This window comes from Candidatus Accumulibacter necessarius (assembly GCF_036625085.1).
Map to the genome: position 1 here is coordinate 219,143 of NZ_JAZKUM010000002.1, position 24,559 is coordinate 243,701.

The 24,559-nt window shown below is 58.0% G+C and carries 25 protein-coding genes; 13 read left to right on the top strand and 12 right to left on the bottom strand.

Annotation, left to right across the window (positions count from 1 at the left end; genetic code table 11):
• Positions 1 to 7: 7 nt before the first annotated feature.
• A complete protein-coding gene (locus V5B44_RS05260) occupies positions 8 to 1,243 on the bottom strand; it encodes a hypothetical protein (protein WP_332358058.1) in 1,236 nt (411 codons plus the stop codon).
• Positions 1,244 to 1,804: 561 nt separating this feature from the next.
• Positions 1,805 to 2,227, bottom strand: coding sequence for a hypothetical protein (locus tag V5B44_RS05265; protein ID WP_332358059.1), 423 nt, complete (start codon positions 2,225 to 2,227; stop codon positions 1,805 to 1,807).
• 5 nt (positions 2,228 to 2,232) lie between these two features.
• Here V5B44_RS05265 and V5B44_RS05270 point away from each other — a divergent pair, with 5 nt between their 5' ends.
• Positions 2,233 to 2,592 carry a hypothetical protein gene (locus tag V5B44_RS05270; RefSeq protein ID WP_332358060.1) on the top strand — a complete coding sequence of 120 codons (360 nt, stop codon included), beginning with the start codon at positions 2,233 to 2,235 and terminating at the stop codon, positions 2,590 to 2,592.
• A 239-nt stretch (positions 2,593 to 2,831) separates the two neighbouring features.
• On the opposite strand, the gene V5B44_RS05275 is transcribed toward V5B44_RS05270, so the two are convergent.
• The 3 genes from V5B44_RS05275 to V5B44_RS05285 all read right to left on the bottom strand — a co-directional run bounded on the left by V5B44_RS05275 (position 2,832) and on the right by V5B44_RS05285 (position 4,301).
• Positions 2,832 to 3,038 (bottom strand): hypothetical protein, encoded by a 207-nt coding sequence (locus V5B44_RS05275; protein ID WP_332358061.1) that lies wholly within the window; start codon positions 3,036 to 3,038, stop codon positions 2,832 to 2,834.
• The gene (locus tag V5B44_RS05280; RefSeq protein ID WP_332358062.1) at positions 3,035 to 3,697 is read right to left on the bottom strand and encodes a hypothetical protein; all 663 of its coding nucleotides are present in this window, start codon (positions 3,695 to 3,697) and stop codon (positions 3,035 to 3,037) included. The genes V5B44_RS05275 and V5B44_RS05280 overlap by 4 nt, the downstream gene beginning before the upstream one ends.
• 292 nt (positions 3,698 to 3,989) lie before the next feature.
• A complete protein-coding gene (locus V5B44_RS05285) occupies positions 3,990 to 4,301 on the bottom strand; it encodes an integration host factor subunit beta (protein WP_332358063.1) in 312 nt (103 codons plus the stop codon).
• A gap of 180 nt (positions 4,302 to 4,481) precedes the next feature.
• Here V5B44_RS05285 and qatA point away from each other — a divergent pair, with 180 nt between their 5' ends.
• The 5 genes from qatA (at position 4,482) to V5B44_RS05310 (ending at position 10,523) form a co-directional block, all read left to right on the top strand.
• Complete coding sequence (gene qatA / locus V5B44_RS05290; RefSeq protein ID WP_332358064.1) at positions 4,482 to 6,425, top strand: Qat anti-phage system ATPase QatA; 1,944 nt, start codon at positions 4,482 to 4,484, stop codon at positions 6,423 to 6,425.
• A complete protein-coding gene (gene qatB, locus V5B44_RS05295; RefSeq protein WP_332358065.1) occupies positions 6,425 to 7,297 on the top strand; it encodes a Qat anti-phage system associated protein QatB in 873 nt (290 codons plus the stop codon). The genes qatA and qatB overlap by 1 nt, the downstream gene beginning before the upstream one ends.
• Positions 7,294 to 8,661 (top strand): Qat anti-phage system QueC-like protein QatC, encoded by a 1,368-nt coding sequence (gene qatC, locus V5B44_RS05300; RefSeq protein WP_332358066.1) that lies wholly within the window; start codon positions 7,294 to 7,296, stop codon positions 8,659 to 8,661. Before qatB ends, qatC begins: the two co-directional genes overlap by 4 nt.
• A gap of 13 nt (positions 8,662 to 8,674) precedes the next feature.
• A complete protein-coding gene (qatD, locus tag V5B44_RS05305) occupies positions 8,675 to 9,427 on the top strand; it encodes a Qat anti-phage system TatD family nuclease QatD (RefSeq protein WP_332358067.1) in 753 nt (250 codons plus the stop codon).
• 163 nt (positions 9,428 to 9,590) lie between these two features.
• Entirely contained in the window at positions 9,591 to 10,523 is a 933-nt protein-coding gene (locus tag V5B44_RS05310; protein ID WP_332358068.1) for a hypothetical protein, read from the top strand.
• Positions 10,524 to 11,688: 1,165 nt separating this feature from the next.
• Here the strand turns inward: V5B44_RS05310 and V5B44_RS05315 are convergent.
• The 4 genes from V5B44_RS05315 to V5B44_RS05330 all read right to left on the bottom strand — a co-directional run bounded on the left by V5B44_RS05315 (position 11,689) and on the right by V5B44_RS05330 (position 16,246).
• Positions 11,689 to 12,732: a hypothetical protein gene (locus V5B44_RS05315; RefSeq protein WP_332358069.1), complete on the bottom strand. Its 1,044-nt coding sequence runs from the start codon at positions 12,730 to 12,732 to the stop codon at positions 11,689 to 11,691.
• A 258-nt stretch (positions 12,733 to 12,990) separates the two neighbouring features.
• Positions 12,991 to 14,457 carry a toll/interleukin-1 receptor domain-containing protein gene (locus V5B44_RS05320; protein WP_332358070.1) on the bottom strand — a complete coding sequence of 489 codons (1,467 nt, stop codon included), beginning with the start codon at positions 14,455 to 14,457 and terminating at the stop codon, positions 12,991 to 12,993.
• A gap of 419 nt (positions 14,458 to 14,876) precedes the next feature.
• Positions 14,877 to 15,869 (bottom strand): caspase family protein, encoded by a 993-nt coding sequence (locus V5B44_RS05325; RefSeq protein ID WP_332358071.1) that lies wholly within the window; start codon positions 15,867 to 15,869, stop codon positions 14,877 to 14,879.
• A gap of 5 nt (positions 15,870 to 15,874) precedes the next feature.
• Positions 15,875 to 16,246 (bottom strand): TIR domain-containing protein, encoded by a 372-nt coding sequence (locus tag V5B44_RS05330; RefSeq protein WP_332358072.1) that lies wholly within the window; start codon positions 16,244 to 16,246, stop codon positions 15,875 to 15,877.
• A 160-nt stretch (positions 16,247 to 16,406) separates the two neighbouring features.
• On the opposite strand from V5B44_RS05330, the gene V5B44_RS05335 reads away from it, so the two are divergent.
• From V5B44_RS05335 to V5B44_RS05345, 3 genes are read left to right on the top strand one after another with little or no spacing between them, the layout of a single operon-like run.
• On the top strand, positions 16,407 to 17,777 hold the full coding sequence (locus V5B44_RS05335) for a caspase family protein (RefSeq protein WP_332358073.1): 1,371 nt from the start codon (positions 16,407 to 16,409) through the stop codon (positions 17,775 to 17,777).
• Between the two features lie 17 nt (positions 17,778 to 17,794).
• Positions 17,795 to 18,199: a hypothetical protein gene (locus V5B44_RS05340; RefSeq protein ID WP_332358074.1), complete on the top strand. Its 405-nt coding sequence runs from the start codon at positions 17,795 to 17,797 to the stop codon at positions 18,197 to 18,199.
• A gap of 3 nt (positions 18,200 to 18,202) precedes the next feature.
• Complete coding sequence (locus V5B44_RS05345) at positions 18,203 to 19,123, top strand: hypothetical protein (protein WP_332358075.1); 921 nt, start codon at positions 18,203 to 18,205, stop codon at positions 19,121 to 19,123.
• Between the two features lie 248 nt (positions 19,124 to 19,371).
• Here the strand turns inward: V5B44_RS05345 and V5B44_RS05350 are convergent, their stop codons facing one another.
• Positions 19,372 to 19,800, bottom strand: coding sequence for a hypothetical protein (locus V5B44_RS05350; protein WP_332358076.1), 429 nt, complete (start codon positions 19,798 to 19,800; stop codon positions 19,372 to 19,374).
• A 50-nt stretch (positions 19,801 to 19,850) separates the two neighbouring features.
• Positions 19,851 to 20,324 carry a hypothetical protein gene (locus V5B44_RS05355; RefSeq protein ID WP_332358077.1) on the bottom strand — a complete coding sequence of 158 codons (474 nt, stop codon included), beginning with the start codon at positions 20,322 to 20,324 and terminating at the stop codon, positions 19,851 to 19,853.
• 242 nt (positions 20,325 to 20,566) lie between these two features.
• Here V5B44_RS05355 and V5B44_RS05360 point away from each other — a divergent pair, with 242 nt between their 5' ends.
• The 4 genes from V5B44_RS05360 to V5B44_RS05375 all read left to right on the top strand — a co-directional run bounded on the left by V5B44_RS05360 (position 20,567) and on the right by V5B44_RS05375 (position 23,656).
• A complete protein-coding gene (locus tag V5B44_RS05360) occupies positions 20,567 to 21,229 on the top strand; it encodes a hypothetical protein (RefSeq protein ID WP_332358078.1) in 663 nt (220 codons plus the stop codon).
• A gap of 925 nt (positions 21,230 to 22,154) precedes the next feature.
• Positions 22,155 to 22,670, top strand: a complete 516-nt coding sequence (locus V5B44_RS05365; protein WP_332358079.1) for a hypothetical protein — start codon at positions 22,155 to 22,157, stop codon at positions 22,668 to 22,670.
• Positions 22,667 to 22,903 (top strand): hypothetical protein, encoded by a 237-nt coding sequence (locus V5B44_RS05370; RefSeq protein WP_332358080.1) that lies wholly within the window; start codon positions 22,667 to 22,669, stop codon positions 22,901 to 22,903. Before V5B44_RS05365 ends, V5B44_RS05370 begins: the two co-directional genes overlap by 4 nt.
• 315 nt (positions 22,904 to 23,218) lie before the next feature.
• Positions 23,219 to 23,656, top strand: a complete 438-nt coding sequence (locus tag V5B44_RS05375) for a DUF488 domain-containing protein (protein ID WP_332358081.1) — start codon at positions 23,219 to 23,221, stop codon at positions 23,654 to 23,656.
• Here the strand turns inward: V5B44_RS05375 and V5B44_RS05380 are convergent.
• Positions 23,610 to 24,443: a hypothetical protein gene (locus V5B44_RS05380; protein ID WP_332358082.1), complete on the bottom strand. Its 834-nt coding sequence runs from the start codon at positions 24,441 to 24,443 to the stop codon at positions 23,610 to 23,612. The genes V5B44_RS05375 and V5B44_RS05380 overlap by 47 nt on opposite strands.
• Positions 24,444 to 24,559 lie beyond the last annotated feature (116 nt).

A 24,559-nucleotide genomic window follows, 5' to 3' on the forward strand; every position in this document is an offset into this window, starting at 1 on the left:
TTCCTGGTCATGTTTCTCGTAACGAGGTTCGAGCCATAGTAGAAAGTCGGCGCGCGCCGGGAACCCCTTGCCGGTCAATGCCCGATCGGGAAGGCCATCGAGCCCGAAAACCGCCCAAAATTGAGCCAGCGACTCCTCCGTTTCGTGGTCGAAATCGGCACTGACGCGAGGAAGTTGCAGAGGACACCATAAGGCCCGGATCGTGTAGTCCTCTGCATCCTCCTTGAGATTGCGCAGATATTCCCGCATGGCGGTCTGCCCAAGTCCCATCCCCAACTGAAAGAGATGCCGGACGGTTTTCTCGCGACCGGGCCTTCAGGTTGGGATCGACCTCCTTGAGCTCCCGCGCCAAAACACCGTACACGTCGGCGGTGCCGATATCCATCCAGGGTTCCAGCCCCATTTTTTCCGGCTTCCGGATGTCACTGGCCAGGAGAGCAAGCAGAACCCCGCGTTTTACGGCGATCTCAAATGCCTGCCCCCAGAGCGAGTATTGTTGGAGCTTGTCGAGCATCAACCCCTCCCGCGGTGAAGGGGCGTCTGTCACGTGTGAAAGAAGGGCCGGCAGAGAAAGCAAGACATCGCCCTTGCGGCGGCTGGGCGGGGCCACCTGAACTTCTCCAGCAGCGCCAGAGCTGGATGGCTGCACCCAACTGAACGGATCGAGCACCGGCTTGAATAGCCCGCCATCAGGTTGCTTTTCGGCCTCAAGGAAATGCAGTCCTCTAAGCACGGTCAGCAGGCACTGACGCACTCCGGATGTGCTCATGATGTTCGAACGCACCCGCTCTCGCCACTCGGCGTTGCGCACTTGGTAGTCGGTATCGAGGAAGTAGGTGCAGAACCCGGATTGCGGCCGCGCTGCGTCATCGTTGCCGACAACCGCCAAGGTGCCAAACGTGAAGGCTGGAACCAACTGCTTGACCACGCCGTCACCTTGCATGATCGCGAAGTCGTTGTGGTCGGACAAGCGAACGGCCTCGAAGGCCGACTCTGCTCTCGCCCGGTTATGGAGCCGGGTGGCCGGGAATACGTCCCGCCGCAGCATGTAGAGGCTGACATCGGGGAAATTGGTGGCTACCTCATCCAGGAATGTGGTTTGGGTGTGGGGCGAGTGGCGTTGTGCGGATCGATTGATTCGACGGTTGCCGTAGTGGTTCGAGATGAGAATCACATGCTCGTAGCCCAAGCCATTGAGCCTCGAAACCTCTTCCACAATCAGTTGGGGGGCTTCGGAAAGCATCCCGATTCTCGACAACGTGCGATTGCATGCGCTCGAAGCTTAGCCGGTAACCGGGGAATGGCGCTTCGACAGCCTCCGCCAGATAAGTCTTGGCCCGAAATACGAAGCCATCGGCATCCTTGATGTCTGGATGGTCATCGCAGGGTCGCGTGGCATAGACCACCACGGCTACCTTGCCGACGGCAGGCGTGGTACCCGTACCCAGCACCAACGGAAAGGCGCTGGATAGCGCAAAAGCCGTGCCGCGGTCTTTGTAGATGCGATTGCCGGTGGTAACCAAGCCTTGCATCCGGAGCGGGAATTCGCGCATCAATGCGGATTCGATCGCCTGAGCCGACGCATAGATCAACGGATCACCTTCAGAACCGGCGGCTTCCTTGCCTTGCGTCTGGAACCGCAGCATCACTGTTGCGATCCGCTGTTCTCGCTCTTTTGCAATCCGTTCGGCCAGCACCTGCAGGACGGTATATACCAGCACCGTCAGTGCTGAAATGGCGGCGGCCCGATACTGGCGGCGGTCTTCCTCGGGAATTTTTGCGTTTCTCACGCTGTTTCAGGAGCTCAGGTTCGTACCAGATATCGATACCGCTGCCCATCAGCCAGCAGGAATCGATATCGCCCCCCCGCGTCCGGGCTCGATGCTTTTTCTTCGGACAGGTCCACGCGGATCGGGCGCCAAGTGATATTCAGCAACTCACTGGGAATTTCGCGCACCGTCCGAATCGTCGCGGCATCCTCCTCTCGGCAAGTCAGGGTTCGCTCATGCAGGACTGTGCGAACGCGAACGGAGAAGAGGGGGTCAATGACATCGCTTGGCCTCTTGGCCACCTTGATATGGTTGAACCATTCGATGCTTTCGGCCTGTCCTTCACTCGGCTTGACAAGGGGATCTCGGACCTTTCCGCGTGAGCGTTCAATGGCGGCCCCAGTCCACGACACCTTGTTGCACAACCAGGTACAGATCTTCCACAGCCCGTTGAGCATGGGCAATGATGTTCCGCGTCTTGGTCCGCAGCAATTCCACCAGTGTCCTGCTCAACCCTTTGACCCCGCGGGCTCCACGAAGACAGGTCGGCGAGAACTCCAAGCATGCCGTTCCTGCCCTGGCTTTTGAGACGGGCGGCCAATGCCTCGGCTTCAGCCTGCATATTCTCGGTAGAGATATCCGGATTGAGGACCAACCAAAGGAAGGCCGCTTCAGTGATGCTGCGGCGCACTCGATATTGGCTTTGCCGCGCGTCCCCGTCGTCGTTTCCCAAGACCTGCTGCAGCCGCTCAAGCCGGGAGTCAAAGGCATGCTTCAATTCGTTCCGAGGATCTTTGCCGTTGACACGGAAAACGGTAGCTGACCTCCCGGACGACAGATACGCCTCGCGACCCGGGATCTACCCGCCGGGACTCAAACAGCTGGGTATTCCATTCCGCCCACACGGGCAGGCAGTTGTAGAAAAGAGCCTTGACGAGCTCCGTTGAGGCCGTGAAATCGGCCGCCAATCCATAATCCCGCGATAGATCAAAATTCCAGGAGTGCCGGGTCTCGGGAGATCCGAAGAGGTCAAAAAGCGCCAAGACGCGCTTAACGTAGTCCTCAAACGGAGTTTTCGCCCGCATCATTTGATTTTGCGGCTTGGGTGGCGAGGCCTTGCATGATCGCGAAGCTCACGGCCAGTCGGATGCGGGCCAGCGCTTCGTCTTCAAGAAAGTTCAGGAAGCGGGGTGACCTGGCTATCGGATTTATCGAAATCCTGGCGCAGCGTTTCGGTAAGCTTGTCGCGTTGAATTTCGTCAAATTCATCGTCGCGTTGAGCCTGGGTGTCGGCAATGCTGCTGGACATTCGTTCCAGCCAGTCCTCCGCCCTGAATCTCCTCCTCTGCCGAGAAAACTCGGGCGACGTCCTTATCGCGCTGGGATGCCGGTCGATCGGTCTTGGCGAACTCGATGAACACCATCTGTGCCGGCAGTTCTTGGAGGAAATCTTTCAGCCCGACGTCATCGGCCAGTTGTTTAAGTGCGGCTTCAGGATCACCGACAAGAACCTTGTCGGCAGTCACGCCCAGTTCGTCGAGTTGGTCCGAAATGAGCTGTTTTAGCTTGCTTACGCCCTTTGAGATGCCGCCGATGTTGTCCTGGTAAACCTTCCCTCCCATCTTGGCAGTAAAGCCCTTGGGCGGGCTGGCAATGTCCCGTAGGAAACCTGTCGTATCCGACTGCCGGAAGGTGTCGAGCAGGCCCTTTTGTGCCAAGAGTCGCCGAAGGACACCATAAGTGTTCAGCCCCAGTCGATTCTTGTTCGGATCAAAGCTCAACACCGGCCACGACAAGGCGCTGCCGGGGCGCTTCTCATTTGGAGGGAAGGCCTCGGCCAGAAGCGACACGAGGCAGGCGAGGTCGGTGGACGGAATTCGGCCGCGGGCTTGCACGGACGCTCCGCCTTGCTGGGGCAGGTGCATCATTTGGCATACTCCTTAGAGATTGACCTCATCGGGTCACTTCGCCCTCTAGTGCATGCCGTACACAGGAGAACGGGGATTGACGTTACGTATTCGGCACAATACCCCGTTTTCTCTAAAATAAACAACTGACATTCCCTCGCAGCGGCTGCGTGAGCGAATGGGGCGCACCGTACTGAAAAGGCCGACCAGCAGCTTTATTTAGATGGCAGTCGGTGCAGGCCAGTCCGGGGGAGGCGCCGCCCGTGCCATACGATGTATGCCAGGGGATGGCCTGGACATCCGAGTGATCTTGTCAAGCGGCGAAGCGCAAAGGCGGTGGCGTGGTGCTCTTGAATACCCGCTCCCGCAGTTCTTTCCCCGCCTTGAAGTGGGGAACCCGTTTCCCTGCGACGGTTACCGGCTCACCGGTCTTCGGATTGCGGGCTTGGCGGGACGGGCGGTAGTTGACGGCGAAACTTCCGAAGCCGCGGATTTCGATGCGGTCGCCATGAACCAGGGCTCCATGCATGGCCCCGAGGATTTCGGTGACGGCGGTCTCAGCATCTTTCTGCACGAATTGGGGAAAACGCTGGGCGAGACGGGAGACGAGTTCGGAGCGGGTCATGTCGATATTTTACCGGACCATCGAAGCCCCGAAGAAGCAGTGCGGCCACACAGCCAAGCGATTGTGCGACGCCCCGCCGGTACCGGCCATTGTTGGCTGGTCCCTGCTACCATTCGCAATTACTTAAACATCATGCAGGGTCATCTCCTGCTAGCAATTGAAGATGGAGAAGGGGGAGCAATGATCCTGACCGATAACGAGACCAAGGTCGATCTACTGAACAATGAAGCCATCGCGGCTACGATTATCAGCTTGTTGAGTGCGAAACCGGATCAGCCGGTGACGATCGGCGTGCACGGCGATTGGGGTGCAGGTAAGTCCAGCGTGCTTGAAATGATCGAGGCTGGGTTCGCCGGCAAGAATGATGTACTTTGCCTCAAGTTCAACGGATGGCGCTTCCAAGGCTTCGAGGATGCGAAGATCGCGCTGATCGAAGGCATTGTGACTGGCTTGGTGGCGAAGCGTCCGGCGCTAACCAAAGGCGCTGAGGCGGTCAAGGATGTCTTCCGCCGCATCGATTGGTTGAAGGTAGCCAAGAGGGCCGGTGGTTTGGCTGTCACTGCCTTCACCGGGATTCCCACGCCCGACCAGGTAGGGGCAATCATCGGGTCGCTCGAATCGGTGTTGGCAGACCCTGCGAAGCTCGCCTCGAAGGAAAACCTCTCGACGGCTATCGACGAGGTGAAGGCCGTACTCAAGCCCGGCGAGACCAAGAATGTGCCTGAGGAGGTGGAAGCCTTCCGGAAGGCGTTCGACAAGTTGCTGAAGGACGCGGGTATTGCGCAGCTTATCGTTCTGATTGACGACCTGGATCGCTGCTTGCCTGATACGGCCATCGAGACGCTCGAGGCGATCAGGCTGTTCGTGTTCACCGATCGAACCGCGTTCGTGGTCGCGGCCGACGAGGCCATGATCGAATATGCGGTGCGCAAGCACTTTCCCGATCTTCCCGACAGTACGGGACCGCGGGACTACGCACGCAACTACCTGGAAAAGCTCATCCAGGTTCCCTTCCGTATCCCGGCGCTCGGCGAGACAGAAACGCGGATCTACGTCACGTTGTTGCTAGCAGGGGCCGCAATCGGCGAGAACGATGCCGAGTACGCGAAGCTCATCGGCGTGGCCCGGGAAAAGCTGAAGCGCCCTTGGACCAGCGGCGGCCTTGATGCCGTGGCCGTTAAGGCCGCACTCGGGACGCAGGCCGAGAAAGCGAACAATGCGCTCGCGCTCAGCGACCAGATCGGTCCAATCCTGGCAAGCGGGACCAAGGGCAATCCGCGCCAGATCAAGCGATTTCTCAATACGCTGCTACTTCGTGAGCGCACTGCCGTGGCTCGCGGATTCGGCGATGACATCAAGCTGCCTGTTCTCGCAAAGCTCATGCTTGCAGAGCGCTTCATGCCGCGACTGTTCGAGCAGATCGCGTTTGTTGCAGCGGTCCATCCGCAAGGCGTTTGTGAAGACATCGAATCGCTGGAAACGGACTTGGTAGCTACCGACGGGAAAGAGGTTCCGGCTGGCGAGCGAAAAGGGCAGAAAGCTGCCGAAGGCGCGAGTTCTTCCGAAAACGCCGTGTTGGCCGAATGGAAATCGTCGGACACGGTGTGTGAGTGGGCTCGCCTGTCCCCGAAGCTGTCGGGGATCGATCTGCGCCCATACTTGTTCGCGACAAAGGACAAGAAGGACTATTTCGGGCCAGTGTCGGTATTGGGCCATCTGGCTGCTGTGGTGGAGAAGCTGTTCGGCGGCAAGATGACCGTTCAGGGTTATGAAGCCGAGTTGAAGCAGCTTGTTCAGCCCGAAGCCGATAAGGTGTTCGAGGCCGTGCGTACCAAAATCATGAGCACCGGCGGCCTCGAGACTAAGCCGGCGGGCGTCGATGGCCTTGTCGTCCTCGTGAAGGCTCAACCGGGCTTGCAGGGCCGGTTGATGGATTTCCTGGAAGCGTTGCCGACTGGCAAGTGCGGCCCATGGGCTGTCAGTGGATGGCAGGGCGTCATTAAGGACGCCGAGTGCAACCTGCGTCTGTCGAAACTGCTGGGAGATTGGAGCAAGGTCACCAACAATCCAGGACTCAAGACTGCGGCCGAGGCAGCGCTCAAAAACCTGAAAGGAGAGCGCTGATGGGAACCTCGACAGCGTATGGTGGACCTGGAGGCGGTACACCGTTAGTTCCGTCGTGGCTTGGTGGGGAGGATGCGGGAACTTCGCCCGCTGCCCCTGCCGGACCAGATGGCTCTCCGCCGGCGGATGGTGTTGCGCCGCCAGCACCGGCGAACCGCCCGCCCATCCCTGCGACTGCGGATCCTCAACGCTTCTCAGGTGCCCGCAACAGCTTCTCTCGATTTGCGGGGTCTGGCGGCAGCGACAGGGCCAGCCTCGGTCGGGCAGTCTCGCGGTATGTCTCCACGTCCGCCGGCGGAGCGCGACAGGCCGCCCAGCGCATGGGCGCGTCTCGGGGGGCGGGTGCGCGGCTCCTCGGCTTTCTGGCCGACGCTCAGGCGCGTGGCGTTCGCGAGGCTTTGCGTGCCCTTGACCTGGAATCCTTGGCTGGGCGCCCGATCAACGAGATCTTAGTTGGCCTAGCTGATTACGTCTGCCCTGGCGCCGGCACGGTCGATGAAGGCATCGCCCGCGAAGCCTACATCGAAACCATCGTAGAACTGGCAAGTGAAGGGCTGACCGATCTGACCACGTTCACGCCGGATCAGATGCATACGGTCTTCGAACTGTACGCGACGCATGCGATTGAAGCGCGGATTTGCAACGACATTGGCACCAAGGCCATCACGATGCCGGCTGATGCGCAGGCGGCACACCGTGTCGAACAGCAACTACGCGACTTCATACGTGGCGGGGTGAGCGATGCGCTGACGCGGGCGCGGGTGGAGTCACCGAATCTCATGCCCCAACGCATCCAGTCGTTCGTCGACGCGGTGTACGAGTCCACGTTTGCGATCTTGAAGTCACTGGGTGATGCGGAGGCGGATCAATGAGGCGACAACTCTTGGCGGGCCGCTTCGGCCCGGATGATCACTTCGATGCTTCGGTCGGCGTTGATGAACAAAGGACTTATCTGCAACTCGTGGCCGGCGAGACATCTTTGGATCATGGCATCGGTGGCGCGCTCACCAGCTTGAAGAAACTCGGCATATTCCCCTCGGAGATCGGCATTGATCTGCTGGTGCTTGCCGCTCATGTACACGCTGCGGACACGCGAATCTCTCGCGCCGAACAGTCGCAAGACTCATGGACGCGAGAGATTCGCCTGGTTGTGCCCGTAAGTGATCCGGCACGATGGGGCATTGCAGCGACAACGCTAAAGAGTACGCTCGACTTCTTGACGGGAGATCGCTGGACGATCGAGTTCAGGACTCGTCCACCCAGATTCGCGGCGATCGCGCAGCAGGCGCCCGCGAGCTTGCTTGCACCGCACTTCGATTCTCTGAGCCTGTTCTCGGGTGGCCTGGATAGTCTGATCGGCGCGATCGACCTGTTGGAAGACGGTGCAACTCCCTTGCTGATCAGCCACTTCGGCGAGGGTGCGACCAGCGATGCGCAGGGCAAGTTGTTCTCCGGCCTGAAGAAGCACTACGAGAAGTCGTCGTTTGAGCGACTACGCGTCGGGATGACCTTTAATGATGGTCTGGTTGAAGGTGTCGGATCGGAGAACAGCACGCGCGGAAGGTCGTTCCTGTTCTTCGCGCTCGGTGCTTTTGCTGGCTCCGGACTGGGGCACCACTTCACACTGCGCGTGCCTGAAAATGGGTTGATCGCCCTGAACGTGCCCTTGGACCCGCTACGACTGGGCTCGAACAGCACCCGGACCACGCATCCGTACTACATGGCGCGGTGGAATGATCTGTTGGGAGAACTGGGCCTAGATGGCAGCGTCGTGAACCCCTACTGGAACAGGACGAAGGGAGAGATGGCTGCCGATTGTAGGAATCCAGGGCTGCTGAAGCAGGTGGCAACGGACTCGCTGTCTTGTTCCTCGCCCTCCAAGGGGCGATGGCAAGGGCTCGGAATTGAACACTGTGGATACTGCTTGCCGTGCCTCATTCGCCGAGCGGCATTGGTAGCGGCGTGGGGCCCCGGAGGCGATGAGACGACATATACGGTCGTAGACCTCCATGCCCAACCACTGGACACCCGGGAATCGACCGGCAAGCAGGTCCGCTCATTTCAATATGCGATTGAACGACTGAGAGGCAATCCGCAGCTTTCCAAGCTTCTGATCCACAAACCTGGTTCGCTTGCCGACGAAGTTGCGCGACTGGATCAGCTTGCCGAGGTCTACCGACGTGGCCTCGAAGAAGTCGCACGCTTGGTCGATGGCGTCGAGACAAGGCCGAACTGATGGGGGATTACGCATGATTGCCGCGGCGGGTCTCGTGGACTTTCACTGCCATCTGGATCTGTATCCCGATTTCCCGACGGCAGTAGAAGAGGCCGAGAACGCGGGCGTGTTCACGCTAGCGGTGACGACAACGCCGCAGGCATGGCCCCGGAACCACGAGTTGGCACAGCGCACGAAACATGTGCGGGCGGCACTGGGACTGCATCCGCAGTTGGTTGCCGAGCGGGAGACAGAACTCGATCTGTGGGATCGTTATTTGCCCGAGGCACGCTACATCGGTGAAGTTGGTCTCGACGCTGGCCCGCGGTTTTTCAAGTCATTGGAAGCGCAGAAGCGGGTATTTCAGCATGTCTTGCGGCGCTGCGCTGAGGCTGGTGACAAGGTCATCACGGTCCACAGCGTTAGGTCGGTGAAAGCGGTTCTGGATCACCTTGAAGCTTTCCTTCCCCCCGACCGGGGCAAGGTTGTTCTTCACTGGTTCACGGGAACGAGGAGTGAGGCCAAGCGAGCCCTTGACTTGGGCTGTTACTTTTCGATCAATGCAGCCATGCTGAGCAACGAGCGGCATGGGTCGATGGTTCGAATAATTCCGTTGGACAGGTTGCTTACAGAGACGGACGGGCCGTTCACTCGAACGGGCAATAGGCACACGAAGCCGTCCGATGTTGCTGTGGTGGTCGAGGAACTAAGTCAGCTGCATCAGGTGTCGGCTGCGCAAATCGCCGCCACCGTGCGCGATAACCTGCGGAGCTTGGTGAATGGGTAAGACTTCGCTGCTCAATGCTGACAATTTTGAGATGTGGTAACTCATGCAATTCATAAATGAAGCAGTGCCCTATGTTGAACGGTGCATTCGCACCAGCAGCGGAACCAACATCGTGTGGCCGTTCCTGAATGGGGGAAAAGGTCCAGGCCCCTACGAACTCTTCTTGGACACCAATGCGCTAAGCAATGTGCAATGGTTCGCGCAGTTGCCCGACGAGATTCGGGCGAAGTGCGTGATCAACCCTTGGCCTGCTTTGCTGGAACAGTGGCTCTCCAATCCACTGTTCCGGAATTCGACCAAAGATCGCATCGATGCCATGATCGAAGGCTTGGCGAAATTGGGAGCCCCGTTCCGTGATCGGTTCGCACAACAGCAAGAGAGCTTGCTACGCAAGAACGATGCTGCATTACGGACGCAGTTCAGTTTAATCGTTCCCTACGTCGCGATCATGAAGGCGCTGCTGGCGCAGAAGCTTTCCGCTGAAGAGGCCCTGGAGCGTTTAGAAGCCATGACGCAAAAGGATATTCCACGTTTTACTTCGGCCATGATGTTGGTGGCGCTAGGGACTTTACTCAAGAGCAACCAGTCGCTCAAACTCGTTGGCGACTTGAAGCCTGCCTTCTCCTACTTGGATTCGTTTCTTGCTTTCCAGCCTGGTCAGAAAGATGAGACGGACCACATCAATGTTCCGTATCTGCGAAACCGCGCAGGTGACCTCAATCTATGGCTGAGTCTGCCTCTCTTGCGGCAGCAGGGCTATCGCTTCGTAGGAACCCCGGCGGTTGTAACCGGGGACCGAGCGTTGCATCGGCTGATACTACGAGTCATTCCGCCTGTTCTGCGCGACGGCTTGACGATGGGATTTAGCCTGCTTCCGGAGGGGCTGCCGGCGTCCTCGTGCGAGAGGATTATGACCATCGCTGCTTCGATTCAGGTCCGTGAATCCGCGAAGGCCGAGGATCAATTGGCCCGCATGTCAGCCCTGTTCGAACTAGCGAAAGACTGCTGCACGGACGATAGCGAACGGCAGGCACTGGATCAAATGTTTTCAGATTGGTGGCGCCCCGGCTTTGGCAAGCAAATCGATCTATCTTGAGTCACTCTGCCGGAGTCCGGGCAGTTCGTTGGTTGTGTCGCCGCGCATGCTGACAGAATGCCTCTAGACCCGGGAGGCTTCGATGCTCTCGATACGATTTGCCATGACTAAGTCTTGGCTCGGTTAGATGAGGTGCAAGCGCGTGCAGGTTACAATTGCACCGCTACCAATTGGTGTCCGAAATATGTAGCTTATTTCGGACAGCTGGATCTGGGCTGCGCTCTTCCAAGCATCTGGGCAGAGGTCGGTTTGACGTATGTCTCCGCCCGCTTGATTAGGCGAAGTCGGGGTCGATTATCCGTGGGAGTGGGTGTATCAGTGCCGCCGTTCCAAGCCGCGGAAACTTGACGGTATCGCTGACGGTATCAAGAGGGAGGAGTCTATGAGAAGTCTTGCAGACATTGGGTGCGCAGTGTGCCGTTGACAATCAGTGGGTATTGCCCACCCTCTACTACGATTCGTTGCCACAATTAAAAGCACAACTCGCGGATTCCGGTCTGTTCGTTCAGTCGCATGCGGAAAGCACCACGTCATAGACAGCATAAGATGAGTTCTTACGCTGATCGTCCCAAGACTTATAAGAAGCGGCAGGTTAATGTTGCGATATCGGAGAGGAATTGAATACTACCTGCTCTCGGTAGCTGCATGCCTCGGAGTTGGAGCCGAATCAATCAAGCCATTCCCTACCCTGGCTATTAGTGCAAACTTGCGCGCAGTGTCCGGAAGAACTCTTTCGTGGAGTACCCGCGAGCCGAACTTTCAGCAAGAAAATGGCGCTTATCCCGAAAGACGTCCGCTGCGGTCTTGGAGGCCGCCGCATACAGGTCCAAGTCTGTCAGGGAGCGAAGGTAAGGCCACTTGCGTAGATATTCCGGAACGGTCGTGGTTCCGCCTGCGTACGTAGCGAGCGGATACGCCTTTTCGGTGGCTATGCCGATTCCCATGGCACCCACCACGAAGACCGCGTCGCTTCCGAAACGATAGCCAGCAGTTGGGTGCAATTGCCTAACTCGTCCATTACGTGATCACCAAGCGCTTCACCGGAGAGATCCAGCGAGGGATCGATCACGTCTAGGTAGCTTTGAATACCGTGAACATTGAAAATGTCGCGCCGAAAGCTCGGTTGCTACTGTTGAGTCTGCCCGCTGGCGAGAGATAAATCTCGTTACGTTGTGTATCCAGTGTGGCTCTCCTTGTACTCAGAGACGGCACCGTTTTCGTCGATATGGATCAACCAATCACGAGGAAAGCCTTCCTCGCAATAGAGTGGAAGAAACGTACGCGCATGGGTCGAGTCCGCGAGAAAACAATTGAATTCATCGTCACTCACCAAATTACCTTCCGGACAAATGTTTATGAGCTCCAGGTCAGTCTGCTCCGAAATCGCCCAAGTCAATTCGTCTGCAGGTATTTCCACAATCTTTCGGTTTACACGATCCGGAGTAAATGCCATCTCTAAACGCTGTGAAGGACCAAAGTCCCCCATGTGCTGCTTAATAAAAAGCACAGCATCTGAGTGGGCAGCGATCTGCGAGAACCAAACAGCCCATGCCGGCACGCCGTTAATTGGCTCCTCTAGCCCAACAATATGGTCTAGGAACAAAAACTGTCCATACCATCCACGCGCGCCAAGGCTCGTTACCACATCAACTGCATTGCGGTAGATATCGTAGCCTGTATTGCCACACCCTCGGAACGGGTGAGAAACTAAAATTCGCGGCCCACCCAGACCGTGGACTAAATAACCTAGCTTTCTGCCTGGATGATAGAGTTGGCGAGATAAGCGGGCATTTATCACGTTATGGTTGAATCGACTGATCTCTATTTGCGTGTGAATTATGGTGTTGTCCCAAGTTGGCTGCATCGGCTCAGGTAGAAGTGCTCCTAATTCTTCTCCTTCCAGAATCTCAAGAAATACCAACTGATCTCTGGCTGCCGACCAAAAGTGATCAAACTCTTCGGGTTCCTGCGTCTGCGCGAGAAGCACCAATTGAAATAGTCCATGACCACCATATCGCAATTGTATTCGACGTAGATCTTCGGGCTCAATTTTCGAAATATTCTTGAGCATACTACCCTTGTCGCCACTGACTCTCCCTGATTCAGCGCGTGCCATAAGACTCAAGGAAAGCAGGTCATCAAGCGAAAAAGACTTCTCGGCACCACGAAGGAGCTGGTTCACGGGAATCAACCACGGTTTAGAAAGCATTGCCGAACTCCATGTCAAGTCAAGTAAGTCGTTATCGGGGGGAAGGCAAACAAAGCTACTGGTCGTCAGCATCAAGCGTGAAAAAGGCATCACTCAATTGTTTGAGAAATCAGTACTTGGTCTCATTTCTAATACGACTGTTGCGATTTGGTACTCGGTTGGCCTCACTAAAGTCATCGTTGCTTTAGCCTGTCCCGGAAATTCTCGGTGGCACGTCCACTTTCCAATGCAAATTTGAGGCATGTTTTCGTGCTGGCCTCATTTATCGTTTGCGGGAGGTCCTTCGCCAAGGATCTCCGCCAGCACCTTAGGCGGGAGAGCGAGCCGGGTGATGGAATCGACCGTTTCTCCTCCCCCCGATTGGATTCGACCGATGGGCGCTTCGGTAGCCAAGTCTGCGAATGCGAAGGCGCGGAACTGAAAGCCAACTTTGGTTGGTCGCTGCAGAATGAGTAGCTTTCGGGCCAATGGCTCTAAGTCGGCAATGATCTCTCCCAACTGCAACGGCAAAGACCGAATCGTTCTTCCCGAGTCGACATCCAGAATAATGGCGCTGCCAGGCTGATCCGGATCTATGCGGGCAAGATTGGCGAGCCCCGGGTCGCTGGCAAATCCTAGCACCTTGTCGCCACCTCTCGACGTTAGCTGCCCGTGATATACCGCGGCAGGAAATGCGGGAAACCTGTTCCAAGCAGGACCTGAGACCGCCGCCTGCACGATTACATCTCGGGCGTTGATACCCGGTTCGATGCGGTTGGCCTCGCCAGCCAGGAGTGCGGCAAGCGCCGGATCGCTCCCCATGCGCGCGCGAGCTGAGTTGAGGAGGTTCTCGGCCGAGAGTCGTCGGGCAAGCCGCTGTTGTTGTTCGGCCAGCTTCGTCGCGGTGCTGGCGCGACTCTGAGCTGCGCTAGCCGCTTCACTCGCTCGCTGAGTCTGCGCAGTCGCGATGTTGAGCGCCGTCTTCTGTGCTTCGAGGTCTTCCACTGTCATCTTAAGGTCTCGGGCCGCGCTTTCGGCGCGTGCGCTAGTGACCTGAAGTTCTATGCGGCTTGTATCGAGCGCCGCGTTCGCGGAGGCGTTGTCAGAAGCCAGATCATGGCTGGCGACGCCGAGGAGCCCAATGCCTGCCAACATCAGGACCAACATCAAAGCTGTTGCGGACGCGATTCGGCGCAGACGCTGATCGCGGCGGCGAAATGTCAGTGCGTTCGTGAGACGCTCGACGATATTGGCTCCCGGGCTAGCCGCGCCGGACCCGCCTGGATCCACCGTTATCGGGAGCCCTTCGATCATGGGCCACCAGCGCGCCTCACGTATCGTTCCGTCCAGATCAATCGGAATGATCATTCCTAGTGTGTTGATGAATCCCTCGATCTCCGCCGTGACGTGAGGGGACGCACCCGAGGCTCGCGTGCCTACAATGACTAAGGCTCTGCAGTTGCGAAGAAGCCGGTGCACCTTTTCGGGTGTTCGCAGACCTGGAATTGTCATGCCCCATTGATCGATCACACAGGCAAAACCACGCTCTGATAGCTGCGCAGCGAGCGCGAGCGCATAGCCAGCGCCATCGGCTCGCGAATAGGAGATGAAAACATCTTTCCCCCAAAGCTTCTGCAACAGGCTCAGGTACCTCTTGGCACCGCGAATTTCCGCTTCGGGTTGCCGCGTTTTAGTCGCCCAATAGGTCTCATGTTGCGGGTCTGCAGTCTGGCTCTTCTTGTCCATTCACATTCCCCTAGTTGCGCGATATCGTCAAGCCGACCGCCACAACGACACGATATTACCTAGTACAAGTGGGGTCGGCTCGATCAGGTCAAGCGCAGGCCCTTACGCGCCCTTTCACTTCGACTTAGGGGTGTTATTCGCTGCTTGGAAGGCCATCTTGATTAAAGGTAGGTATCTCTGCACTTGCTCACGGTCGCTGCTCTTTTCGTCAGTCGATAGTTCTGTATAGGGCATTGACATCTGCCGCTCCCAGCGCGACACAAGCACACCAGGCAGCAACAGAGAGCCATCGGGTCGTCGCCGTCCTGTCTCATGAACATACCGCTGCCAATGAGACCAGCGTTCGTGCTCTATGGCCGCAAGTCTTTCGATTAGCGAGTTCAGCACTTCATCGATATCGTCAGACGTCATGGAAGCCCCTAGATAAGCCCGTCGGCAACGAGCTGCCGGTAATGTTGTCCCAATACAGTGAGTTCGCAGGATTTGCTTTGCATTGATGCGTGCCACATGTGTGTGGCGCCTACCGGACGAACGAGATTGACTTTTACATATCGCTGAAGGACAGCAAAAATCGCTGTTTTCTCAGCCTCTGGGGGCGGAATGGACGAGTCCTTCCGCTGCTCGTCGGATCGCTCGGGCTCATATTCTGGGCCGAGCTGAAATTTAAAATCAGGTTCGGGGAAATGAGTGGCGAGTGCCTGAAGATCTGCCAGCGCAATAGGCGGGGCAGCCTTTCGCAATGAAACAAAGGTCTTCACGTTCGTCTTGAATACTGGACGTTGCGCCCAAGGGCCGAGCGACTGATCAATGTGGGCATAGACGCTTCCCGGCGTCACGTCGCCAATCAGATTGGCCGCGGCTCCTCCAAGTGCGTCGACGAAGAGGGTTGTAAAGACCCCCGCCCCGCCACCGGGAACCTCCATAGCATATTGTTTTTCGGTGGAAGCCGTCAGGATCGTTATGCCATCTTTGATTTCAGCAACGCTAGTCGTACCAGGGTGATTCCCTACAATCCCGCTGTGACAGCTATCTAAAATTATGACTTTATTTTTTGCTGCCGACTGATTTGCCAGTGTCATTACTTCAGCTAAGGGCAAGCCATCATCGCCAGTTGAACAATCGCCCGCGCAGAGGAACCCTCCAGTGTCCTCAATGTATCCATGGCCTGCAAAGTACATCAAAGCGATTTCAGGATCTTCGCTAAAGAGATGCCGCACTGCTTCTTTCAGCTCATGCCTAGTCACTACGTCAGCTGGGCCGGTTCCAGTCAGTATGCGGGGCATAGCAAAATTGACCGTGCCGTCCGCGTGACGCTCAAGGATGCTCTTGACCGAGTGAGCATCGTTTACGCACCCACTGAGCGCACTCAAGTGCCGGTAGTAATCAATACCAACGATTAGAGCTTTGCGCATGACAACTACAGTGAGTCTATGAAGTCACTGATATTCTTGTCGCTCCAACCGTATGTGGCGACGCCTTCAATATTTGTACGATCATCGCTATATGCCCAGATGCCGCGAATTGGTTTCTTCTCTTCCTTGGCGCATTCAAGCTCCCATTTCTGTCCGGTCGAAGTCAGGGAATTTTTGCTCACCAAGGCGATCACCCCGTGAGATCGCTTTATGCGTGTCCGTACGCGATCCTTCCAGTCTTTATCGTACGGCTCTTTAACAGACATATCGATAAATTCGAATGGAGCCCTTGGGTGAAGCGATTGCCCTTTTAAAAAATCACGTTGTCTTTCATCCTCAATTGCAAATGCAATGAAGAGGATTTTTTTATCTGCCATTTTCTATTCCCCGCTTACTTATGCCGATGGACTGACGCGAGTTGCCTCGTCGCTACTATGCACGGCAACTAAAAGTAATACAAGAATATAGAATACAAGTTCAGATTTTTTGCTGCCCCATATGGCTGCGGAATGAGGACAGATAGTTGGAGGGTAAGGGATGAACCGTGCAGCGGTACTGATCGGGGTAAACCGCGTGAGGGGACTGCCGGCACTGAACGACGCTGTGCGTGGCACCCACCGGATGAATGACTGGGTGCTGTCCCAGGGCTTTGCGCCCGCGCATGTGGCCCTCATCACTGATGAGGGAGGGCCGGTAACGGTGGCGGCCGTGCAGGATGCTATTGAGCGCCTGCTGGACCCCATGGCCGGGGTCGAACAGTTGCTGATCTATTTTGCCGGCCACGGGCTCAACATTAATTACGGCGAATTTTGGCTAATGAACCGTGGACTCGAGCGTCCTACCGAATCGGTGGACGTGGCCCGTAGCGCGGTGCTGGCCCGCTACTCGAGCGTGCCTCATGTGATATTTATTTCGGACGCTTGCCGGACGGCCGCGGCCGGAGTGCAGCAGCAGTTCATTACTGGATCGCCGATCTTCCCCGCAGTGGCGGGGGGAACCGCCGAAAAGGCGGTGGACCAGTTCTTTGCCTGTACGCTGGGCAATCCGGCACTAGAGGTCCAAGCTCAGGACGCTGCTAACGCCGGCACGTTCTCTGCGCTTTACACCGAGGCACTGCTAGAGGTCCTAAGCGGCGGCGAGCCAACGATTATCGAAATTGCCAACGATGGCGAAATGCCGGAAGGACTAATCCGTCCGTGGCCTCTAAAGCGAGTGTTGCGCGAGAAAGTGAGTAGTCGCCTTATCGCCCTCAATCTGCACACCCGAGCCTTCCAGACGCCAGATGCGCGAATCTCTTCCGATCCGGGATTGGCTTGGATTGCTAGGCTGACGCCGCCCTCGCCCAGACCAGTGTCGCGCGGTGGCAATCTAATGTTTAAAGGCAGTAGGAGGTTAGTTCTTGGGTCTCCGCGTCCCTGTCCTGAGCCAGACGTTTCGCTGGAGGTCAGCACGCCGGACTGGGTCAATTCAAGGCTCAATGAGTTGCTGAGTGGGAAGGAGTCTTGGACCCATACGAGCAGCCCATGTGATGAGTTGGAAATCGTCACACAGGCCGATCGCCAGGTCGAGGAATTCGAACCTCTGCATTTTGAAACCCGCTGTGGCATCAAGCTGCGTGGCGGCAAGGCCGTTGAGGCGGTCTGCCCAAGTACGCACGTGGAGTGGGTCGTCAAAGGTGAAATCCTGCGTGCGTATCCCAGGTCGGCCCAGGCTATGGACTTGGTGCTGCTGATCTTCGACGACGGCTCAGGTGCGATGGTGCCACTGTTGCCCGAGTTCATCGCCGAACTGTCCTTCGAGAACGGTGAATGGGTGGGGCTCGCCTACGAGGCGTCGGAGAACTCCCTTTTCCACGATCCAGATCCAGCGAGCCGCCGCAAACGCCGCTATCTGCGGAGTTCGTACTAGCGGCGGTTGAACGCGGCGTGTTCCAGCCCGACCGGGACATCTTGGTTGCGCTTGTTGCACGCCTGCTTGAAGCGCCAGTGCCCGACCCGATTCTGTTGCTCTATCTTGCCTACGCACTAGATGACGCCGGAATGGTTTGGCGCCTCCGCGAACTGGTCACCGAGATGCAGGCCAGGGGCGCCGCGCTTCTTTTCGACGTGGTGGTGCTGGCCCACCGGCCCGGTGAGGGGCAGGACGAATTACGTGCCTCCTCACCAGGTATGCCCTTGCTCGCTCGCGGCTGGTCTGGCCTCGCCGCTCGTGAGGTGGCGTTCTACGAGGAACTGGCTAATGTTTCGCGGATGCGCCAGCCCGGCCTGTGGTCCCGGTATACACCGGCTGCCGTCCATTTCTTCCAGCAACAACCATTTCACCGGAGGTGAGTTATGCGTGATCTCGTTTTTGTCCATGGCCGTGCTCAGCAGAGCAAAGATTCCAAGGCTCTTAAGGCCGAGTGGATTGCCTATTGGGCCGATGGTCTCAAAAAGAGCGGACTTTCTGTGCCGCTGCCCGACAATCGGATTCATTTTCCATACTACGGTGACACTCTCGACCAACTGGTGGCGGGCAAATCGCCCGAGGAGGCAGCCAAAATCGTCGTTCGCGGAGTGGCCCCCGAGGGTGGTGGCGAACTCTCGCTGGAAGAAAGAGCTTTCATTGAGGCAGTGTTGCTCGAGTCGATCGGGCGCTTCGAAGGGGATGCAGAAGGCGCCGTATGGCGCGCCCTGCCTCCTGGCGCCATCGTCGAAAAAGGTGTGCTCAACTGGGGTTGGGTGCAAGGCCTTCTTGAAGTACTTGACAAACATATCCCCGGCGCAAGTAGTGCTAGCGTGGCGCTGGCGACGCGAGACGTTTTTCAGTACCTCACCAACGACATCATCCGTGATGTGATAAATGCGGGCACCGTGTCGGCAATGCCCGCAGAAGAGGAAACAGTAGTCGTGTCCCATTCCCTCGGCACGGTAGTCGCGTACAACGTACTGCGGCTCAACGCTAAACAGAAGGGCTGGAAGGTGCCGCTTTTCGTGACGCTAGGGTCGCCGCTGGCGGTTTCCGTCATCAAAGAGAAACTCGCTAGGATTAAGCCGATCGCCTTTCCGGTAAATGTGGCCACATGGTTCAATGCGATGGACGAGCGGGACGTGGTCTCTCTTTACCCGTTAGACAAAGAAAACTTTTCCCTCACGCCTGCCATCGTCAACAAGACCAACGTGCGCAACAGTACGTCGAACGCCCACGGTATCTCGGGCTATTTAGGCGACAAAGAGGTCGCGAAAAGGATTTACGATGCGGTGACCGACTCCTGAGCCTTCTTGGTTTTCTCTGGCTTGTTAGCCACCACTTCGAAGCAGCCCTTCAGGTACCGTGCCGCATCAACGTCAGCAAGCTGCGCGATACCGGTCATTCATTGGAGCGAGCGCCACCGGAGGCTTTGGCCGATAAACAGACCGGTGAACACTGTGCAGGCCATGTCTGCCGAGGCCAACAGCCAACGCTAATCGGCCCCCGCCTCGCCAGACGTGGCACCGCACGGCGAGGCAGGCTTTGTCGATGCTCACCTCTTGCCCCGCTCTCTGGGGCGCCACGCCGCTGATCGGCCGAACTGCTGATCCAGAACCAGCAACGCCTCCAGTTCATCCGGCAAAGCAACATCACCTTGCTGGCACATCTTTCGAAACGCTTCGATCTGCCTCGCCATGGGTACGTCATGTCCTCTTGCCTGACATTCCCGGAAGAAGGAAACCAAGGCATGCGTACGCGTGCGCTGCAGGGCGTCCGCAATATCGTCGAGCACATCGATGCGCCATAACGGGCATTCGCGCATGAAATCGTCAGTCGGTACGAATGCCGCTTCACCTGCATTCCGGTCGACGTAGAAGCCGCGCAGGGCGCGACGCGATGGCAATAGTTGCAATTCCTCCTGCGTTGGCACGTCGATGCCAGGGCTCAGCCAGTACGGGCTGCGTGATTTGATCTCGTCCATGTTTATTCCTTAAGAATGATGAGTAGAGGGAGGTGTCGAGCGGGGCGTGGTCAGGTCGCGTTTCCGCCATGGAGGTCGGGGCCGCGTACGGGTGTCGGTGACTCGGTGGGCGTGACGCGCATGCTGCCGAGGTAGACGCTGGTAATCGATATCCGCCCGTGACCGAGGCGAGCAGCGATCTCCTTTCGGGCCTGCAAGTCGAGCGCCGGGTCCGCCTTTGAACCGCCAGCGATCGGTGGTGGCACCTCCGTGATGCTTTGATAGTCGTCGGCCGCGCCCTGATGCCGCAGACCGTGTGGCACAACACCCAAGCCGGTGCGCGTGATGCCGAAGCGCTCCATCACATAGCGCAACCGCCGCATCGCCTGCTGCAGCGTCAGGCGTGGGTCGCTGACACTCTCATTGATACCCAGCGCCACCCGGCGCGCGTAGGCGATGGCTTCCTCCCGCACCGCGTTATTGATGGGAAACAGGCGTTCCCGCCCGCCCTTGGTGCCCCGATGCGTATCCAAATAGAAGGCCACATCGCCATCCTGCCTTGCCCGCCTGCGCGGCGCTGATCACGTCGGTGTGCGGGCGGAACATGACGCTCTCCTTGAAGCGCAACTGGAATGCCTGCATCAGTCTCAAGGATGCGGCGGCATGCACGTCGTAGGCCTCGACTTCGCTTGATGACGACATCCACGTCGACCCCCTGGGCGCGCCATGACTTGTCGACGCCGGCCGCCAAGCGGCGTTGATACAGCTTCGGATCATCGAAGTAGCATTGGATTGGTTTCAGCAGCTTCGGCTTGCCGATCCAGCCGGCGAAGGTTTTCATGAAGCTGAAGTAGGTCTGGATCGTCGCCGGGCTCAGCCGCCCGGCACGCGCTTCCTCCAGCCAGTAGCGAGTGACGGCTTCGACATGGCGACCGCTGAAGGAGCGCGGGTCCAGCTTGAAGTGCTTCGGATGCCCGCGCAGAAAATCGAACAGCCAGATGCAGAAGCGCGTGCGCTCCGCCATCGTCTTGTGGCTCACGCCCTTGGGCTTGCTGCTGTGCTGCCAGTTGTGCCGCTGCAGGATCAACTGCAGCACATAGCCGCTGCGCTTGGGGTTCAAGGGTATGTCGTCCAGGGCGGGCTGTTCGTAGGTGCGCGACTGCCCACGGCGTTTGCCGTGTCGTGGGGTGGAGCGGTCATTTCAACCGTTGCATTGCTTGTCCATGGCATCTTTCCTTTTTTCCATTCGTCGATTCGGTGGAACCCGGGTGTTCGTGCATCGGCGGGTTCCGGGCGCCGATGCCAAGCCAGTGTTTGCCGTCATCGCCAGAGCGACGGCGGCGCGGAGGTGCGTAAAAGTGATCGCCAGCCAGCATGCGTCGGGCGCAATGTGGCGTTCGCTGTAGCGAACCAGGTTCTCAAGGAACCCGAGGCAACCCCGGAGGCGTGACCTCCGGTACGGTGCCCGAGCGGCACCGCGAACTCGTTCCCCATCGCCGGCTTGACTGGCAACGTCCGTTCCGCGACGGACGCGCAATGCCGTTCACGCGGGCCGTGGCGCCGCACCCAGGTGCGGCAGCCCACGGCTGACCGAGGTCAGGGCGTGAGTGCGAGGGGAAGGAACTCGAACGCCGGCCCCGCAGGGCTGGCGTCATTCGCGGCCTGGAACAGGCGCGAGAGAGGGAAATGGCCAAGGCGGTCGCAACGAAGTGCGATCGCCGGCAGGAAGGTGCTCAAGGCATCGGTGGTCGGGCCACCGTCTATGGCATCGCCGCTCGGGGCGGACGATGCCCAAGGCGCATCCTCGTATCCTTGCATCGGGTGCGAAGGAAGGAACTGGCGCCATGGTCAAGCCATGGGCCGCGCCACTATCAACAACAAAACACCAGGGACGCCAAGCGTCCGGAACGACAGGCGCTCAAGGCGCCGCGGTGAAGATCACCACTCAAAGGGCTTGCGTTTCCGTGCGCGATGCACGCCGGGCCGCTAGCTGGACCGGGCTGATGCAGTTTCATTGTGGCGCTGGAAACGCGCCCTTGCAATCCCGAAAACTGCCGATTAGCGTGCCGCGAGCCGCAAGCGCCCGGATTTACCGTGGCCTTGACATGGCATCGTTCTACCTCTGGTTCCGAAGCGATGAGCATGGTGGCAGCGCAGGCCTATTGCCGTGTCACCCCAGTTCAAATGGGGTGTGTGGCAAGGCGTCCGGAAGCGATGTTCGCTCCGGGCCCTGGTACTGTGCTGTCACTCCGATCACAGCACAGTACCACTGGAGATCGAGTGCGGCGCGTTGACGGACCGCCCACTCGAATTACCGGGTTGAAACGGGCATGTGGTGCGAGACGCTGGACAGGTCTTTCCAGGGGAGAACTGTCATGCCAACGCTGCAAGCCATCCACGGGCGCCTGGTCGAGGTGCGCCGCTTTACCAACGTCCATCTCTACATCGGCCGTCGCCCACTCGGCCCAACCGACCGTTACGAACTGTGGCTCAAGCCGCCCCATGGCGCCGAGCGCAAGTTCACCATCAACACGCGAATCATGCCGGCGCGGCGGGGGCACGAGGTGAGTCTGATCGTCACCGCGCACAAGGTGCCGCAGGTACTGGGACTGGCCAACTGGTCCACGATCGATGGCGTCAATTACGCGCGCACCGATGCGCCGCCACTGGTCCGCGCTCGGGACTTCGTGGTGTTGCCGGCAGCGTTCCTGGCCGCGGCTATCCTTTACGGAGATATCGGCATGGTGCTGTTCGTTCCGGCGGCGGTGGCGTACTTGGCGACGGCCGCCTTCGGGCGGGCTATGGCGCGGACCCGGCGGGCTGCCCAGGTGGACCGGGCTATCGATGCGGAGGCGCTCCGGACGAGCCGATCTGTGCGGACGCTGCAATGACCATCCGCTTTGGCAATCAAGTGAGGCTGGCCTCGCGCGATCGCTTCCGGCTGATGCTGCTCATCGAGCGCGACCCCGGCCACATCGTGTCATTCGCCGAGTTGCAAGCACTGATGCAGCGGCATCGCGCCCAAGTGCGGGGGGTATCCCGTGACGCCGAGTTTCTCCGCTGGCTGATGGACAGAGAGTGGAACCGGTTGGCGCCCGGGAGCGGCTACCGAGAACCGCTTTGAGCCGTGTTCATAGCCAGTTTGGTCGGACCTGTAGCACGGAATGACGCACTTACGTCCTTCGTGTTCAATCTGGGGGGGCGCAGCGGCCAAGGAATGCTCGAAGTGGGTGGGGGTAAGCCGACCTTGCCCGGACTGGTCGTGTAAAGGCGCGCGGAATCGATTTGTTATGGAACTTGACCGGCTGAGGAAGTACAAACCGCAGAGCTTATCAAGATTCCCATCAGCAACGCATACCGTTAAACTTCGCTCTCAAAAAAGGCGACGACCATGAAAATTTGCACAATTGGCTACGAAGGACTCGACATCGACGCGTTCATGTCGTTGCTCGCCGAAAACGATATTGAAACCGTTGTCGACGTCCGAGAAATGCCGTTGTCCCGCAAACCGGGTTTCTCCAAGAAAGCGCTCGAGGCCGCTCTCAATCTTTCCGGGCGTGACTACGTCCATATGGTGGCGCTGGGCTGCCCGAAGCCGATCCGTGATCGATATCGCGAGGACGGCAACTGGAAACGCTATACAGAAGGTTTTTTGAAGTATCTGGCGACGCAGGACGATGCGGTTGCCGAGTTGGCGGCGCTTGCGGAAACGTCCAACTGCGCGTTGCTCTGCTACGAGGCCGACCACAATTTCTGCCATCGGTCGATGGTGGCCAATGCGGTGAAAGAGAAGACCCATGCTCGAGTCCAGCACCTGCAGGCGAGCGCCGTCAGAACTGAAAACTACCCTGGGGCGATTCCTCTGATTTTTGCTTAGGCGGGTAGATCACGCTGATGATCAGCCACTGATGGGGGAACCGGTGCTGGTTACCCATCAGGAACATCAAATCTTTTCCCGGTAACTGCTCGCCGAGTTTGGCGCGGAAAGGTATTTCCCATCCTTTACCGTGACTCGTACGGCAGTTCCAGAACAACATCCCAGCCTCCCAGTCGACGATCTTGTGCTGGAATGCCTTTTCACCATCGGGTGTGTCGCAGACATACCGATAGTGAAAATTGTAGGGTACCTTCCTCAGTTCTTTGACGTGTTGGCGTGCCTCTTCCTCAGTGAAGAGATTGCCCTGCATCTCGTCCTTGAGCAGAATGGCCTTTTCCTCGTCGGTCCAGTCAGGGCTGTCGGCATCTGTAATGAGCAATTCAACCAGCTGCTTTGGGCGTAGCAAGGCCAGCGTCGTGCCATGAGCCAGTCGGCTGGCCTCAATTTCGCCGAAATTGGTGAATGACGGAATCTTGTCGATCCACGGCAATCGATCGGTCCAGTTACGCTTGGGCTCGATGGTCTCGTGGCATGAGATCGTGTCCACATAGATCTTATGGCTCTCGCGTCGGTGATCGGCCGGCGCCTTCTCGATCAGTGTTTCAATCCACTGCCACTTCTTGAACTGTTGGCCGCGCTCGATCAGCCGGAATGGCACAGGAAACAGCCGCCTCATCACACCCTTGTCGGTGATGCCTGCGACGCAGGAGGTCTCCGAATACTTGCTGCTCGGCGAAGGGTAAGTTTTCGCCAGAATAAGGATGCGCTCTCTGCGTCTTTTTTCCATCGGTGGCCTACGTTCTCATGGAATTTACTGGATAGCACGCTTCAAAGACGGGCATATAGATGCTGTGATTCACTCGTGAATCGGAATTCCAGAACTCCAGTTTGAAACGACGGGTA